This is a genomic window from Granulibacter bethesdensis (assembly GCF_001889525.1).
GTDB classification, from domain to species: domain Bacteria; phylum Pseudomonadota; class Alphaproteobacteria; order Acetobacterales; family Acetobacteraceae; genus Granulibacter; species Granulibacter bethesdensis_C.
Window position 1 is genome coordinate 529872 of the sequence record NZ_CP018192.1, and the last position, 15816, is coordinate 545687.

Sequence of the window (15816 nt, forward strand, 5' to 3'; positions counted from 1 at the left end):
TGAGCAGCATTATTTAGGGGGGCTGGGCGATCTTTGATAAGATCAACCCTTATGATCCGGCCCTGCTGGTCGTGGAACCATGATTTCCCAGTGCTTCTGGCCCAGATCAAGAGGCATATAAATCTGTTCGATGAGTGATGGCAGTGGGCTGCTGATTTCTCCGGCTTTGGTTGAGTGTTTGGATTGCTCCAGAAGGATGGCGCTGAACTTTCTGCTCCGGAGTGCTTCTTGTAAAAGATGATTATCCCCGGATAGGGCGACGTGCTGCCCATACAGGAAAAAATCGAGGACGAAATCCTTACCCGCCCAGAAGCATAGAGCGGGCATTTCACAGGCGACAGGCCCGGGCATCGCCGCGATCCGGGTTTCCATGAAACGCCAGGCATGCAGATCGTTAGCGAGATGGCGTCGTTCGCTGATGATTTTTGGAATGGCAACCAGTCCGACGATCAATAATGGCGCGGCGATAAGCACGCGCATGCGCCACGGATTGTCTGTCGGAATGGGGGCCGTGCCAGAAACGGCAACGGACAGGCAGAGCGCAATCACGGCCTCGATATGGGCATTCACATCCACGCCTTGCCCGCTGCGCTGAAAAATGCCGAGTGGCAGGGCGATCAGGGCGAAAATCATGATCAGATCGAGCCGATCATCTTGCCACCGCATCTGCAATAGTGGCCGGGAGGCAATGGCCATAGGCAGTAGCACCAGCAGAGGCACGATGGATTTATCGGCCATGCGAAGGATGGAGAGATGCCGTTTGGCGTCGGCAATGTCGCGCATCATATCCGGCCCGTACATCATCAGACAGAGTGCGGCCCCCCCTGCCAGGCCGACCAGTGCGGTGATGCACCAGATACGCCATGCACGGCGGTGATACAGCAGCAGCCATATCCCTACTGCGAGCGGTGCGGCCAGCAGATTATGCTTGATCATCCCGCCTCCCAGCAGCAGCAGTGCAGAGCCGACAGAGCAAGCCGCCGAGGGTGATTCTCCGGCCTGTTTTGGCAGGATCAGGGCCATCCCGGCCATCATGACTGCATCCGCCATCCATTGCGGGTCATCCAGCCCGACATAGCGTCGCAGCAGGGTGGCATTGAGCGCCATGAACAACAGCCCACCCAGCCATGGTGCATAAACAGCCGGAGATGCAGCTCTGATCACCAACCGCCTGATCATCCAGACGATGATCCCGCCTACGGTAAGCATCGACAGCAGCGCCAGCAGTCGCCCGGCAAGAATAGGGTCACCGGTCAGTTTTGCAGTCCAGCCAACGATATAAAACGAGAGTGGTGGATAGTTGTTGCCGGTCAGCCCATCCAGAGGCGGGTACAAAGCCTGTCCGGACAAAATCTGCCGGGTCTGAAACGCATTCCATCCCTCATTGGGATCGCGTGAGAGATGATCCCCCAGACTCAGTACCCGTTCCGCAATCAGACCGAATGACAGCAGCCCAAGCAGCCATAAAAGCACATGGCAGGCGCGTCCCCACCATGATGATGGGCGTGAGGTAAGGGATTGGTCCATGATTTCACCGCCGCCCGAACAGGGTCTCGATCTCGGCTTTGCTGAGGCGCAACACGGTGGGGCGGCCATGGCTGCATGTGGCGGCACGTGGCGTGGCCTCCATCTGCCGGAGCAGGGCGTTCATCTCCGGCACGGTCAGACGCCGTCCAGCGCGGATGGAGCCATGGCAGGCCATGCGGGCAATGACGGCATCCAGTCTGCTTTCCAACGCGATGCTGGCGCCCAGCTCGGCCAGTTCCTCGGCGACATCCCGCAGCAGGGCAGAGACGGATTGTGGTTTCAGCAGAGCAGGTAAGGCACGCACCAGAACAGCCCCGGTGCCGAAGGCTTCGATATCCAGCCCCAGTTTTGCGAGCGAAGAGGCCGCATCGAGCAGATGGGCCGCTTCCCGTGGCGGCATCTCCACCACTTCAGGCATCAGCAGCGCCTGGCTGCTTACGGTGCCATTCAGCAGGGCGCTGCGGAGAGCCTCATGGGTCAGTCTTTCATGCGCGGCATGCTGGTCGACGAGCACCAGCGCTCCGTCCGCCGCGACGGCAATCACATAGGTATCGAGCACCTGCGCCACCGCGGCCCCCAGCGGATAGGCGGGATCAGGGAGCGGTGGTGCGGGTGCCGATCCATCCTGAACCGTCTCGGGGGCAGAGGACATGGCGCCACGGGCGGCTGGCGCATCCTGAAGCGGTAACTGGGCCTCCGCGAAGCCGAAGCGCGGGCGTGCCGGGGGCGTGGCAGCGTAGCCGCCACCGCGCGCAGGTGTGTAGCTGGGCCGGGAAATATTCAGCCGAGGGGGCGGAATGCTAAGGGTGGAAGATGCCTCTCCACCATTCTCTGTTTGTCCGACCGGTCCGCCGACCCCGGCTGCAAGAGTGCGGCTGATCGCGCCGATGATCAGCCCGCGCACAGCGGCGGCATCGCGAAAACGCAGTTCCGTCTTGGCCGGATGGACGTTCACGTCCACATCTTCCGGCGGCACGGTCAGTTGCAGCGCCACAACCGGGTGGCGGCCATAGGGGATCACATCCCGATAGGCCACGCGCAAGGCCGTGCGCAGCATTGGATCGGCAACCGGGCGTCCGTTCACCACGAAACTCTGGGAGGCCCCAGTGGCGCGGGTCACGGTAGGGGCGCAGATGAAACCACCCAGCAGAAGCGTGTCACGCTCGGCAGAAACGGGCAGGATGGCAGCGGCGGCTTCTTCCCCCAGCAGCGCGGCGATGCGCGCCTGCGGTGTGGCGGTGGGAAGGTCGAAGATTTCCCGGCCATCGATTTCACAGCGGAACGCGACATGGGGGGCAGAGAAAGCCAGCCGCCGCACGGCGATTTCAGCCTGATCGGCCTCACTGCGAGGTGTTTTGAGAAATTTGCGGCGGGCGGGGGTCGCAAAAAACAGATCCCGCACCACAATGCGGGTTCCTTGCGGACCGGAGGCCGGTATGACCGCCCCGACCCGGCCCCCTTCAACGGTGATGCTGTGGGCATGGTCACAGGCGGCGGTGCGACTGGTGATGCTCAGCCGTCCGGCAGCCCCGATCGAGGGCAGGGCCTCCCCCCTGAAACCAAGCGTAGCGATGCGAATCAATGAGTCATCGGTCAGTTTGGAGGTGGCATGACGCTGGATGGCCAGAGTCAGCTCTTCCTCCGTCATGCCGCTGCCATCATCCCGAACCTCGATCCGGGTGATGCCGCCGCCTTCCAGCACCACGACGATGCGGGTCGCTCCGGCATCCAGAGCGTTTTCCACCAGTTCCTTCACCACGGCGGCGGGACGCTCGATCACTTCCCCGGCGGCGATGCGGTTGATCGTCGCATCAGGCAGCAGGCGGATGCGCGGCGAGAGGGAGGAAGCGGCAGACTCTGTCATGGATCGGATAATAGACCGAAACGGCCCGATCCAGAAGAAACCGGCTCAGAAGATCCCGAGGAAGCTGCTTTTTTTCTGCGGGGCCTGTGTGCTGGCAGTTGTCGGGGGTGGAGGAACCGTGATGCCCTTCTGACGCAGGCGGGCAGCTTCCTCGGCAGCGTTCAACGTGGTGGGAACGGTGTCGTCCTGCCAGAACATCAGCTTGTCCATCAGCCCGGATTTTTTGGTCTGCCCCGGTAAGGGCTCGGCCTGCATATGTTGCGGCTGTCTGGACGGGCCGGCGGCAGTGAGCAGGGCCTTTTGTCCAGACCTGGGCATGTTGCCCGGATCGGCCAGCGCTGCGGAAGGACTTAGTGCGGCTTCAGCACTGATCTGCTCATTCTGTTCCTGCGGACGAGGCGCACCGGGGCGCGGTGGCTGCAACGGTCCATCCAGAGTGGGGGGAATGTCCAGTGGCGCGCGGGTCGTGACCTTGAATTCATCGGGCGCATCGTGCACCAGCCCGAACGTGCGGAGCGTGCTTTCGCCGCAGCCGGACACAGAGCAAAGGATGGCAATGGCGGAAAGGGAGCGGAACAGTCTTGTGAAGCAGGCAGTCGGGCGGCGCGGAAAGGTGGTCATGGGTGCAGTGCTCATCATCCGGGCTGGGTCACGGCACTGGCGGCCGGGACTGGCGCATTCTTGAGAGGGAAGAATAGCGGGAACGATGCCATCTGTCTGCACCGGCCATGCCATAACGGGGGCTATATCAGCCTTCTCCGGTTCGGGTTTCCCTTTGGGTCCGCCCGATCAGCGTATCGATAATCAGCAGGGCAACGCCGATCACGATGGCTGCGTCGGCCACGTTGAACACAAACCATGACAGATCGCCTATATGCGCATGGATGAAGTCTACGACCGCGCCGAAGCGAAACCGGTCAATCACGTTCCCGATCGCCCCGCCGCCGATCATCCCCAGCGCAATGGCAATCAGCCGGTTTTCCGCACGCCGCATCCACAGCAGCAATCCGGCGACGATCAGGATCGCTCCGCCGCCCAGTATCCAGATACCGGCAGGCCCAAACCCGTTCAGCAGACCGAAAGTGACCCCCCGGTTCCATACCATGGTCAGGTTCAGGACGGGCAGCAGCACAATCTGATGCTTCTCCGGCAAGTTCACTGTTTCAAGAATGAACCATTTGCTGCCCTGATCGGCCAGCAGCACGATGAGGGCGGCAAGAATACCGATCGGCATATAAAATCCCGGAAACCGCCGTGCTTTCTCGGCGGCTCCGGCGCGGCGGAGGGCGGCAATGCTGCTCATGACGTGTATCCTTCGCCTATTCCTGTAACCCCGATTTCAGGCGCTGCGGCAGATCAGACCACTCTCGACCGCATCCGCGCAGCGTACACACAGGGCCGGGTGTGCGGCAATGCTGCCGACTTCCGGAAGGACTTTCCAGCAGCGCGCGCATTTCTGGCCGGGCGCGCGGGTGATGGAGACCTCCATCTGTGTACCATCCAGCACGCCTTTGCTGGCTCCATCGGCATCGCGGATAGGATCATAGACCTGTTCCAGTGCCGAAACGATGGTGATGTCCGCCCAGTCCGCTTCCGGCAGTAAATCCATTTCCTCCAGCGACAGCGGCAGGCGGACGGCAGCCTGCAGAGAGGCACCGATCTGATTGGCCCGGCGGGCTTCCTCGATCGGCGCTGTAACACGGCGACGGATGCTACGGATTTCCTCCCAGCGCCGGGCAAGAACCGGATCGTGCCAGTGATGCGGCAGGGTGGGCAGGGTCTGGAGATGCACACTGTCCTGCTCGCCGAAGTGGGCGGTCCAGGCTTCCTCGGCCGTGAACACCAGTACGGGAGCCAGCCAGATGGTCAGGCAGCGATGCAGATGATCGAGCACAGTCCGCGTGGCGCAGCGACGCGGACTGTCGGTGCGGTCGCAGTAGAGCACGTCCTTGCGGATATCGAAGTAGAACGCAGATAGATCAGAGGCGCAGAAATTGTGCAGTTCCGGGTAAAGTCCGGTCCAGTCATGGCTTTCCACCGCTTGCCGGAAGCGTGTGTCCAGCTCGGTGAGGCGATGCAGCACCCAACGTTCCAGCTCCGGCATGTCTGCCTCGCTGACCCGCTCTTCCTCGGCGAACCCGTCGAGGCTGCCCAGAATCCAGCGCAGGGTGTTGCGCAGGCGGCGATACAGTTCGCCCTGCTGCTTCAGGATTTCCTTGCCGATCCGCAGATCGTCCCGCGTGTCGGAGGACATGACCCAAAGCCGGAGAATATCCGCGCCATACTGGTCGATCACTTCCTGCGGCGCGGTGACGTTGCCGAGGGACTTGCTCATTTTCCGTCCCTGCTCGTCCAGCACGAAGCCATGCGTCAGCACCGCCTCGAACGGAGCCGATCCGCGCGTGCCGACGGCTTCCAGCAGGGAAGACTGGAACCAGCCGCGATGCTGGTCGGAGCCTTCCAGATACAGATCGGCCGGCCATTTCATGTCCCGTGCTTCCAGCACGAAAGCATGGGTGGAACCGCTTTCGAACCAGACATCGATCACGTCGAACACCTGTTCGTAATCCTCGGGATTGCGATCGTTGCCGAGGAAGCGGGAAGGCGGAGAGGAATACCATGCATCGGCCCCTTCCTCCCGGAAGGCGGAGACGATGCGCTCCATCACGGTAGCGTCACGCAGCACCTGTCCGGTGGCTTTTTCCACGAACACAGCGATGGGCACGCCCCAGGCGCGTTGGCGGCTGATGCACCAGTCCGGGCGGTTGGCGACCATGGAGCCGATCCGGTTGCGGCCCTGATCGGGGATAAAGCGGGTGCGGTCGATCTCGGCCAGTGCCTGCCCGCGAATATCTTCGGGCCCGTCCATGCGGATGAACCATTGCGGCGTGGCGCGATAGATCAGCGGTGCTTTGGAACGCCATGAATGCGGGTAGGAATGCACCAGCGTGCTGCGGGCCAGCAGCATGCCCGCTTCCGACAATGCGGCGCAGACCGGCTCGGCGGCCTTGTAGACATGCAGGCCGGCAAACAGGGGAACGTGTCTGTAGTAGGTGCCGTCATCCCCCACCGTTTCCGGCACCTCAATGCCATGGGCGCGGCCGAGCTGGAAATCTTCCTCGCCATGCGCGGGGGCGGTGTGCACCAGCCCGGTGCCTTGCTCGGTGGTGACATGATCGCCCGGCAACAGAGGAACGTCGAACTCATAGCCACGGCCACGCAGCGGATGGGCGGCGATGGCACCTTCCAGCGCAGCCCCTTTGAACTGGCGGAGCACGCGATGCTCCGTGAGACCGGCGGCAGCCAGAGTCTGCGGCAGCAGGGCTTCCGCGACAATCAGGGTTTCAGTCCCGCCGGAGCCGGTGGGGGTCTCCACCAGCACGTAATCGATCTCCGGACCGTAGGCGACGGCACGGCTGCCTGGCATGGTCCATGGCGTGGTGGTCCAGATTACCACATAAGCCCCGATCAGATCAGCCTCACGGGCGCTCAGCACCGGGTAGCGGACATGAATCGTGGTGCTGGTATGGTCGTGATACTCGATTTCGGCTTCTGCCAGAGCGGTTTTCTCCACCGGACTCCACATCACCGGACGCAGGCCGCGATACAGTGCTCCATTCAGCAGGAATTTGCCGATCTCGCCCGCAATGGCGGCCTCGGAGCCGAAATCCATGGTGGCGTAGCGATTGCTCCAGTCGGCCTCCACCCCCAGACGGCGGAATTCGGCAGACTGGATATCGAGCCATTTACGGGCGTAATCGCGGCACTCGGCGCGGAACTGAAGAACCGGCACCTCATCCTTGTTGCGTCCCGCTTTGCGGTATTCTTCCTCGATCTTCCATTCGATCGGCAGGCCATGGCAGTCCCAGCCTGGCACATAGGCGGCATCGTATCCGGCCATCTGCCGGGCGCGGTTGATCACGTCCTTCAAAATCTTGTTCAGGGCGTGGCCGATATGCAGATGTCCATTGGCATAGGGAGGGCCGTCATGCAGCACGAACGGCTCCGCCCCGATGCGGGCATCACGCAGCTTCCGCCCCAGCCCCATGGCCTCCCAGCGGGCAAGAATGCCGGGCTCTTTCTTCGGCAGGTCCCCGCGCATAGGGAAGGAAGTCGCCGGCAGGAAAACCGTATTCCGGTAATCCGGGGTCTGGTTCTCTTGGGTCTGGGGATCGCTCTGGTCTTGACTATGAGACATGATGGTCCGCCGCTGCAGGGCCGTCAGGATACGGCCCGGGAAGAAAAGAAGAAAATGGAAATCGCCGCGTCTGGCTGGCCGTCACAACAGGGCACGCAGGAAGGTGCCCGGGCGGCCAGCTACCTCATTCGCAGGCAGGATCGGGTGGAGATGGACTGAAACGGTCTGGACGACATGGCTGCATTCTGCATCGGGGGGCGGACTATGCTTGGCGTGCAGGAAGCTGGTCAAGCAGCTTCCGTGCTTCATTCGCATCCTGGGCAATCTGGCCGCGTAGATCGTCGAGCCCTGCGAATTTTCGTTCCGCTCTCAAAAATGCGTGCAGGCTGACGGTGATATCCTGATCGTACAGATCGCCGCTGAAGTCGAACAGATGTGCTTCCAGCCTGCTTTCCGGCCCTTCATTGACGGTCGGGCGGCGACCGATATTGGCAACCCCCGGATATGCGGTGCCGTCCGGCAACCGGGCCGTGACGGCATAGACGCCGCGGGCCGGCTCCAGATGCCGACCGAAGGGGATATTCGCCGTGGGAAAGCCGATGGTGCGTCCGCGTTTGTCCCCGTGGGAGACGATGCCGCGAATTCCCCATGGCCGTCCGAGCAACTGTGCCGCACGCTCCGGATAGCCATCCTGCAACAGGCGGCGGATGCGGGTGGAGGAAAGCGGCCCTTCTGCATCCATGATGGGTGGTACAATGGTCAGCCCGATCCCCAGCGCCTCGCTGCGGGTGGAGAGCAGGGTTATATCGCCGCCGCGCCGGTGGCCGAAGGCGAAATCGGCCCCGCAGGCCAGATGTTTTGCATCCAGCCCGGCCAGCAGAACGCCGGAAATGAATTCCTCGGCTTCCATCAGGCTGAAAGCCTCGTCGAAAGCCAGTTCGACCACCCATGTCACGCCCAGCCGTGCCAGCGCATCGGCGCGCTCGGCAGAGAGGGTCAGGCGGAAGGGCGGATCATAGGGACGGAAGAACTCCCGCGGATGCGGCTCGAAGGTCAGCGCCATCAGGGGGGCGGTTGGTCTGGCCGCATGGGCGGCACGGATAACGGCCTCATGCCCGAGATGCACGCCGTCGAAATTGCCCAGTGCGACGCTTGCGCCGCGGGCTTCGGGGGGAATGTGTCGCCAGTCCGTGATGATCCGCATGCCGCCGTTTGTGCGCGAAGGCTGCGTCGGGATCAATCGTTCAGTGCAGCAGAAACAGACAGGGCACCATGAGAGGCGGGGCACCATGACAGGCGGGCATGAATGCGGCAGCCTGTGTTTTCTTCCATCCTATTGACCGCAACGGGAGTCTCCCTCTGATGGCCGCACGTTTCGAAAACATATCTGCGCCGAGGCCCACACGGGAAAGCCTCGCCGCCGAACGGGACGCCGTGCTGGCCCTGATGGAAGCAGGAGCATGGGCGCAGGCCCTGTCCACCATGGATCAGGATCGGCGGGATTATGCACGCTGGTCGGCACTGGTACATCTGGCTTTCTCCCGCAACACGGCGGACGTGGAGGCGAAAGCGGAGCGCAGTTATGCGGATTCGCTGGCGCCTTTTGCTCAGGATTGTGAAGTTACGCTGAAGCGGCGCGTGCTGGCCCATCCCGACCGCGCGTCGATTTTGCCTTTGCTGTCACCGCCTTATGGCGAGCATGTGCTGGCGCTGTGGGAGGCGGATATCACCACCTTTATCCCTGCCATTGCTGACGATCTGGAACAGGAATCGAAGCTGGAGGCGGACTATACCGAGCTTCTGGCGGCGGCCCGGCTGGAGATCGGCGGCCAAACCGTCAATCTCTCCGGCCTTGCCCCTTATGCCGAGCATGAGGATCGCGCGATCCGTCATGAGGCGGAGGCAGTCCGCTGGCAGTATTTTGCTGATCATGGCGAGAGGCTGGACGGAATTTACGATGCTCTGGTCCGGCTGCGGCATGGCATGGCCCGCAAGCTGGGGGATGAGAACTTCATCGCTCTGGCCTACCGGAGGCTGCGTCGCACCGATTACGGGCCGGAGGATGTCGCCCGCTATCGCGATGCCGTGGCGGAGAAGGTGACCCCGCTGGTTGCCCGTCTGCTGGAAGCAAGGCGGCAGGAGCATGGCTGGGACAGGCTCCGTTTCTGGGATGAAGCGCTGGTCGATCCGCGCGGCAACCCCAAACCGCTCGGCGGGGTGGAGGTGCTGGGCGAGGCTGCTCAGGGCATGTTCGATGCGATGGATGCTCATTTGTCCGGAGGAGACGCAAAAGGCATCGGAGTCTGTTACCGGTTGATGCGTGCCGGCGGCTTCATGGATCTGGATAACCGTTCCGGCAAGGCGGGTGGGGGATTCTGCACCTCCTTTCCTACGCAATCGGACGGGATGCCGTATATTTTCGCGAATTTTACCGGCACGCATCACGATATCGGCGTGTTCACCCATGAAATGGGCCATGCCTTCCAGAATTATGCCAGCCGCACTCTGCCGGGTATCGATTTGCTCTGGCCGACCTATGAAGCGGCGGAAATCCATTCCATGAGTCTGGAATTCCTGACTTGGCCCGGAATCGGCAAGCTGGTGGGAGAGGACGAAGCCGAGCGTTACCGGCGCATGCACCTGATCCAGTCGCTGGCTTTTCTGCCGTATGGCGTCTGCGTCGATCATTTCCAGCATGAGGTCTATGCCCGACCCGACGCCACCCCGGCAGAACGCCATGCGATATGGCGGCGGCTGGAAGCCCGTTACATGCCATGGACTGATTACGGTGATCTGGGGTGGCCGGCGGCGGGCGGGCGCTGGCAGGCGAAGCAGCACATCTACAATTCGCCATTCTATTACATCGACTACACGCTCGCCTTGTGCTGTGCGCTGCAATTCTGGGTGCGCATGCGGCAGGATTATGCCTCGGCACTGACGGATTATGTCGCTCTGTGCGGGCGTGGCGGCGCGGCCCCTTTTACCGCTCTGGCACGTTCAGCCGGTCTGGCCAGCCCGTTTTCCCCCGGTGCCCTGGATGCGGTGGTGGATGAGGCGGCGAAAACACTCGGGTTGATATGATTTTTCTGTGATAAAAACAGAAAATAATCCAGAATATCAGTAAGGACGGTATCAAAAGGGTTGGTCGGCAAAGAGGCCGGCCGGGGGTATCAGGGATGAAAATTATCTCCCGGATCGGGGTTTTTACAGTCTCGTTGCTGCTCTGCCTTCTGCTCGGCCCCGCCACGGCCAGCCGTGCCGATCTGGGGCAGTCCGAGTTTGATCAGGCTCTACGAGCTCTGCAGGGCATTGATCTGGCCAGCCTGCTGCCGCCTCCGCCTGCCCCCGGCAGTCAACAGGAGCAGATGGATATGGAGGCGGTTCGTCAAGCCGTCGCCGCCCGCACGCCGGCGCAGGAGAAGAAAATCCGCGCCGATCATGAGTGCGTGATGGAGCAGTTCGCCTCTGTGATCGGGCCGGATTTTGACCATCAGCATTATCCGCGTCTCGCCGCCATGCTGGATCGTGTCTATCGCGTGGAGGCCCAACTGGTCGCGCAGGCCAAGGCGAAGATTGGCCGTCCTCGGCCCTATACGCTGGATCCCACACTTAGAACGTTGGAGACACGCTCGGCGCAGGCTTCCTATCCGTCAGGGCATGCTACCTTCGCCTGCATGACAGCTGCCATTCTGGCCCGGATTTTCCCGGAGAAGCGGGAGGCGCTCTACGCACGTGCCGCGGTCTTTGCTCGTAATAGGGTGGAGGCGGGGTCGCATTTTCCAAGCGATCTGGAGGCAGGGCAAATTTTGGGAGAATTGATTGGACATGAGCTTGAGAAGGCTAGATTAGCAATACCATTGACTTAAGCTCACATGCTCGATATAAAGAGCTTCCTGATTATTCAGGACGTCCATATGCCCCCTGACCGGAAAGGAGAATGAGTGAAGATTACCTTAGAGGTTAATCAAACAACTGTCTATCTCTTCCTAATAATCTTGGAAAAATATTTTCTTTAAAAACTTGAAAGGGCTGATCCAAAGTTTTGGGCCAGCCCTTTCAAGTATATTTACATCCCCGTATGCACGGGGGAGCAGCTTTCTTTGAGGCCGAGCTTGAGAACGCTAGCGGGCTATCTCCATTAATATGGAGGTATATAATTTTACCTTTTAAATACTAGAACGGAAAGCAAATTCTGCCAACAGCGCTATCGCGGATCACTCATCTGTGGCTGCCGCATAGCGTTTTCGGAAAAATCCGGAATCGGCACCGGATATTCACCCGTAAAACACGCATCGCAATAATAAGGCTTGCTGTCATCGCGTCCGGGCCGCCCGAGCGCGCGATACAGCCCGTCCAGAGAAATGAACGCCAGAGAGTCCGCTCCGATCAGCTTGGCCATTTCCTCGACGTTGTTGCGGGCGGCGAGCAGCTTGCTGCGCTCCGGCGTGTCGATGCCGTAGAAGCACGAATACGTGGTGGGCGGAGACGAAATACGCATATGGACTTCGGCGGCTCCGGCCTGACGCACCATCTCCACGATCTTGCGGCTGGTGGTGCCGCGTACGATGGAGTCATCCACCAGCACCACGCGCTTGCCCTCCAGCGCGGCGCGGTTGGCGGAGTGTTTCAGCTTTACACCCAGATGACGGATCTGGTCGGTCGGCTCGATAAAGGTGCGACCCACATAGTGATTGCGGACGATACCGAGTTCGAACGGCACGCCCGATTCCGCCGCATATCCCATCGCGGAAGGAACGCCGGAATCCGGCACAGGCACGATGACATCGGCCTCGACATGGCTTTCGCGGGCCAGCTCGCGCCCGATGCTCTTGCGGGCATCATAGACGGAAATGCCTTCCAGCACTGAATCCGGACGGGCGAAATAGATGTATTCGAACACGCAGAAGCGGGAGGTCGTACGGCCGAAGGGACGGATGCTGTGCACACCCTGATCGTTGATGACGACGATCTCGCCCGGCTCCACATCCCGCACGAATTCCGCACCGACGACATCCAGCGCGCAGGTCTCGCTCGCCAGTACCCATGATCCCGGCGCACCGGCGGCGCCGGGAATACGGCCCAGAATCAGGGGCCGAACCCCCATCGGATCACGCACACCAAGCAGCGCATCGGTCGACAGGGCCACCAGAGAGTAGGCCCCCGTCACCTGCTTGATGGCATCAATCAGCCGGTCCACCACAGTGGAATAGAGGCTGATCGCGATCAGATGGACGAAGACCTCGCTGTCTGTAGTGGACTGAAACAGACAGCCGCGCCGGACCAGCGCCTTGCGCAGGGTCAGGGCGTTGGTCAGGTTGCCGTTATGGGCGACGGCCAGACCGCCGAACTCGAAATCGGCATAAAGCGGCTGCACGTTGCGCAGCAGGGTCTCGCCGGTGGTCGCGTAGCGGTTATGCCCGATCGCGTGCGGGCCGGGCAGGGAGGCCATGATCCGTGCATCGCCGAAATTATCGCCGACCAGCCCCAGACCCTTATGCGTATGATGGCGCTGCCCGTCATAGCTGACGATGCCGGTCGCTTCCTGTCCACGATGCTGGAGCGCATGCAGGCCGAGTGCGGTAATGGCAGCGGCATCCGTGGCATTCCAGATGCCGAACACCCCGCATTCCTCATGCAGTGTATCGTCCTCGGCCCGATCGACCAGCAGGGTCTGAGGCGTCATAGGACCGGTTCCGCCGGAAGAGGCGGCGGCATCGTGAAGCTCGTCGGAACGGGTCGGCTGCGCCATTTATTTACTCTCCTGCCCCTCGCTGGGCCGTCTTCCGGTGGCATAGCCGCGGGGGCTTGCCTGCATATAGTCCTGCGCCCTGGTTTCCACCTTTTCAGGGGCGGCCAGTTTCGGGCGGTATTCTTCCGGGACTTCTTCGGTCAGGCGGACCGCTCCCGCATAGATATAGGGTAAGGCGCGCGCTTTCAGTACCGGCTCCGGCCAGTTTTGTACAGGAATCAGCAGCCCTGCCGCGATATAGGCGCAGAGCATCAGGGCAAAGCCGCGCACGATGCCGAACACCAGTCCCAGCGTGCGATCCAGCCCTCCGAGAACGGAGCCACGGACCAGCTTCCCGATCATGGAGGCGACAACGGACAGCACGATCAATGCCACCACAAAAACGATGGCAAAGGCGGCCGGATCGGCCAGAGCATGATCCGGGATCAGGTTGCGAATCTGCGGTGTAACGGAGGTAAAGCCCCGCGCCGCGATCCAGGCGGCCCCCACCCATGCACCAATGCCCAGCGCTTCGCGCACAAAGCCCCGCGTAAAGGCCAGCATGGCCGATACGGCCAGAACCGCCAGCACGGTCAGGTCGACCCAGTTCATAGCGGCTGGATCAAGGCAGGGCGCATAACAGCGCCATGGAGGGTGGCCTGATTCAAGGTCATCATCATGTCACGAAAAGGTGCAGCGAGGCGCATATATCGGCCCTCCCGCTCTGATGCCAGCGCGGAGGCTGCATTACAGCACATCCTCGCAAAATAAGTGACCATCATGTCACGCTTTGTGCCAGGCCGGTATAGTGGCATAAGGCCGGTCAAGCATGCCCGGACGTTGACAGAAACCGATCCGTCACTGGCGGCACAGGATCGAACAGGGCAAGGTGCCGGCATGGATGTGTCGATGGCATTGCTGAATCTGGCGGGCTCCGTGGCGTTGCTGCTGTGGGGCGTGCACATGGTTCAGACAGGCATTCAGCGTGCTCTGGGGGCGCGGCTGAATATTTTTCTCACCCGGGCGCTGCGTAACCGTTTCAAGGCCTTTCTGGCCGGCATGGGCGTCACGGCTATTCTTCAAAGCAGCACCGCCACCGGGCTGATGCTGACCGGATTCGCGGCAGGCGGGTTGGTGGAACTTGCTCCGGCGCTGGCGGTCATGCTGGGGGCCAATGTCGGCAGCACGCTGATTGTCCAGCTTTTGTCTTTCGACATTGCCGCCGTGGCGCCCGCGCTGATCCTGATCGGGGTCATGATGTTCCGTCGTGGGCAGGCGGCTACACGGGATACCGGGCGCATCATGATCGGGCTTGGCCTGATGCTCATGGCGCTGCACAGCTTTGTGGCGCTGCTGGAACCCTATGAGCACGCAGGGCAGGCGCGGGAGCTGCTGGGCGTTGTGGCCAGCTGGCCGTTGCTGGACCTGCTGCTGGGGGCCGGGTTGACCTGGGCGGCCCACTCCAGCGTGGCGACAGTACTGCTGATGATGAGTTTCGCACAAAAAGGCGCGATTTCCCCCGATGCCGCTTTTGCCATGGTGCTCGGCGCGAATATCGGCACCGCGATCAATCCGGTGCTGGAAGGGGCATCGGGAGAAGACCCCGCGGCCCGTCGGCTTCCGTTGGGTAACCTGCTGCTCCGCACGCTGGGGGCGGTGGTGGCAATGGTGGTGCTGGGGCCTGTTGGTCGTCTGATTGTGCAGATCGAGCCGGATGCGGGCAGGGCCGTCGCGGATTTCCATACCGCCTTCAACCTTGTGCTGGCGATTGTGGCGTTTCCCCTTCTGGACGCATTCGCAAACCTGCTGAAGCGGATGCTGCCCGCCAGACAGGATGAGGATGATCCGGCCCGCCCGCTCTATCTGGATGGAGCAGCCGTGGAAAGCCCGCCCGCCGCGCTCGGCGGAGCCGCGCGGGAAGCGCTGCGGCTGGTCGATGTGCTGGAGAGGATGTTGCAGGGGCTGAAGGAAGCATTCGCCCGTGGTGGCCGAAAGGGAATCGCCGATACCAGACGGCTCGATTCGGTGCTCGACCGTCTCAATGCTGCGATCCGCTCCTATCTGACCCGGATCGATCCGGAAGCCATGAGTGAGGCCGACCACCGCAGGGTGCGGGAAATCCTTTCCTTCGGCACGAATATCGAGAATGCAGGGGATGTGATCGAACGTAATCTGCTGTCTCAGGCAATGAAGAAATTCAAGGGCGGGATTGCCTTCTCCCCTGAAGCGGATGCTGAGATCCAGACATTGATCGAACGCTGCACTACCAATCTTCGCAACGCTGCGGCCCTGTTCATGACCGAGGATGTGCGTCTTGCCCGCCGTCTGGCAGCGGAGAAGGAAGTGTTCCGGGATGCCGAAAACAGTGCCACCGAACAATATTTCCGGCGTCTGCGGACGGAAGGGAAAGCGGCCGAGCCGGAAAACCTGTATCTGGATGTGCTGCGTGACCTGAAGCTGATGAACACGCATCTCGTGGCCGCTGCCGCCTATCCGGTGCTGGAGGCGCATGGGGAACTGGCCGCCAGTCGCCTGCGGGTTGAATGAGGTTTCCTTCTG

Annotated in this window: 12 protein-coding genes; 4 read left to right on the plus strand and 8 right to left on the minus strand. The window is 61.6% G+C overall.

Annotated features, from left to right (window positions below):
* Positions 1 to 42: 42 nt before the first annotated feature.
* From GbCGDNIH6_RS02425 to ileS, 5 genes are all read right to left on the minus strand, one after another.
* Positions 43 to 1527: an ArnT family glycosyltransferase gene (locus GbCGDNIH6_RS02425; RefSeq protein WP_157692300.1), complete on the minus strand. Its 1485-nt coding sequence runs from the start codon at positions 1525 to 1527 to the stop codon at positions 43 to 45.
* 4 nt (positions 1528 to 1531) lie between these two features.
* Entirely contained in the window at positions 1532 to 3391 is a 1860-nt protein-coding gene (gene mutL / locus GbCGDNIH6_RS02430) for a DNA mismatch repair endonuclease MutL (RefSeq protein ID WP_072562730.1), read from the minus strand.
* A gap of 45 nt (positions 3392 to 3436) precedes the next feature.
* Entirely contained in the window at positions 3437 to 4012 is a 576-nt protein-coding gene (locus tag GbCGDNIH6_RS02435; protein ID WP_157692301.1) for a DUF3035 domain-containing protein, read from the minus strand.
* A 127-nt stretch (positions 4013 to 4139) separates the two neighbouring features.
* Positions 4140 to 4694 (minus strand): signal peptidase II, encoded by a 555-nt coding sequence (gene lspA, locus GbCGDNIH6_RS02440; RefSeq protein WP_232449922.1) that lies wholly within the window; start codon positions 4692 to 4694, stop codon positions 4140 to 4142.
* A gap of 36 nt (positions 4695 to 4730) precedes the next feature.
* Positions 4731 to 7589, minus strand: coding sequence for an isoleucine--tRNA ligase (ileS, locus tag GbCGDNIH6_RS02445; protein WP_072562732.1), 2859 nt, complete (start codon positions 7587 to 7589; stop codon positions 4731 to 4733).
* On the opposite strand from ileS, the gene GbCGDNIH6_RS12325 reads away from it, so the two are divergent.
* Complete coding sequence (locus GbCGDNIH6_RS12325) at positions 7575 to 7748, plus strand: hypothetical protein (protein ID WP_157692302.1); 174 nt, start codon at positions 7575 to 7577, stop codon at positions 7746 to 7748. The two genes, ileS and GbCGDNIH6_RS12325, sit on opposite strands and share 15 nt — an antisense overlap.
* Positions 7749 to 7791: 43 nt before the next feature.
* Here GbCGDNIH6_RS12325 and GbCGDNIH6_RS02450 read toward each other — a convergent pair whose 3' ends face one another.
* Positions 7792 to 8733 carry a bifunctional riboflavin kinase/FAD synthetase gene (locus tag GbCGDNIH6_RS02450; protein ID WP_072564271.1) on the minus strand — a complete coding sequence of 314 codons (942 nt, stop codon included), beginning with the start codon at positions 8731 to 8733 and terminating at the stop codon, positions 7792 to 7794.
* Between the two features lie 158 nt (positions 8734 to 8891).
* On the opposite strand from GbCGDNIH6_RS02450, the gene GbCGDNIH6_RS02455 reads away from it, so the two are divergent.
* Positions 8892 to 10610 carry a M3 family oligoendopeptidase gene (locus GbCGDNIH6_RS02455; RefSeq protein ID WP_072564272.1) on the plus strand — a complete coding sequence of 573 codons (1719 nt, stop codon included), beginning with the start codon at positions 8892 to 8894 and terminating at the stop codon, positions 10608 to 10610.
* A gap of 95 nt (positions 10611 to 10705) precedes the next feature.
* Positions 10706 to 11395: a phosphatase PAP2 family protein gene (locus tag GbCGDNIH6_RS02460; RefSeq protein WP_072562733.1), complete on the plus strand. Its 690-nt coding sequence runs from the start codon at positions 10706 to 10708 to the stop codon at positions 11393 to 11395.
* A gap of 338 nt (positions 11396 to 11733) precedes the next feature.
* Here the strand turns inward: GbCGDNIH6_RS02460 and purF are convergent, their stop codons facing one another.
* Both purF and GbCGDNIH6_RS02470 read right to left on the minus strand, forming a co-directional pair.
* Entirely contained in the window at positions 11734 to 13212 is a 1479-nt protein-coding gene (gene purF / locus GbCGDNIH6_RS02465) for an amidophosphoribosyltransferase (protein WP_025319660.1), read from the minus strand.
* Between the two features lie 66 nt (positions 13213 to 13278).
* The gene (locus GbCGDNIH6_RS02470; protein ID WP_072562734.1) at positions 13279 to 13869 is read right to left on the minus strand and encodes a CvpA family protein; all 591 of its coding nucleotides are present in this window, start codon (positions 13867 to 13869) and stop codon (positions 13279 to 13281) included.
* A gap of 228 nt (positions 13870 to 14097) precedes the next feature.
* On the opposite strand from GbCGDNIH6_RS02470, the gene GbCGDNIH6_RS02480 reads away from it, so the two are divergent.
* Positions 14098 to 15804 carry a Na/Pi cotransporter family protein gene (locus tag GbCGDNIH6_RS02480; RefSeq protein ID WP_232449925.1) on the plus strand — a complete coding sequence of 569 codons (1707 nt, stop codon included), beginning with the start codon at positions 14098 to 14100 and terminating at the stop codon, positions 15802 to 15804.
* The last annotated feature ends 12 nt before the right edge of the window (positions 15805 to 15816 follow it).

Bases quoted from the DNA above. Each gene is read 5' to 3' on its own strand.
- GbCGDNIH6_RS02435 (WP_157692301.1), bottom strand. From the start codon at position 4,012: ATGACCACCTTTCCGCGCCGCCCGACTGCCTGCTTCACAAGACTGTTC.
- GbCGDNIH6_RS02425 (WP_157692300.1), bottom strand. From the start codon at position 1,527: ATGGACCAATCCCTTACCTCACGCCCATCATCATGGTGGGGACGCGCC.
- GbCGDNIH6_RS02455 (WP_072564272.1), top strand. From the start codon at position 8,892: ATGGCCGCACGTTTCGAAAACATATCTGCGCCGAGGCCCACACGGGAA.
- mutL (WP_072562730.1), bottom strand. From the start codon at position 3,391: ATGACAGAGTCTGCCGCTTCCTCCCTCTCGCCGCGCATCCGCCTGCTG.
- purF (WP_025319660.1), bottom strand. From the start codon at position 13,212: ATGACGCCTCAGACCCTGCTGGTCGATCGGGCCGAGGACGATACACTG.
- GbCGDNIH6_RS02460 (WP_072562733.1), top strand. From the start codon at position 10,706: ATGAAAATTATCTCCCGGATCGGGGTTTTTACAGTCTCGTTGCTGCTC.
- GbCGDNIH6_RS02470 (WP_072562734.1), bottom strand. From the start codon at position 13,869: ATGAACTGGGTCGACCTGACCGTGCTGGCGGTTCTGGCCGTATCGGCC.
- ileS (WP_072562732.1), bottom strand. From the start codon at position 7,589: ATGTCTCATAGTCAAGACCAGAGCGATCCCCAGACCCAAGAGAACCAG.
- lspA (WP_232449922.1), bottom strand. From the start codon at position 4,694: ATGAGCAGCATTGCCGCCCTCCGCCGCGCCGGAGCCGCCGAGAAAGCA.
- GbCGDNIH6_RS02450 (WP_072564271.1), bottom strand. From the start codon at position 8,733: ATGCGGATCATCACGGACTGGCGACACATTCCCCCCGAAGCCCGCGGC.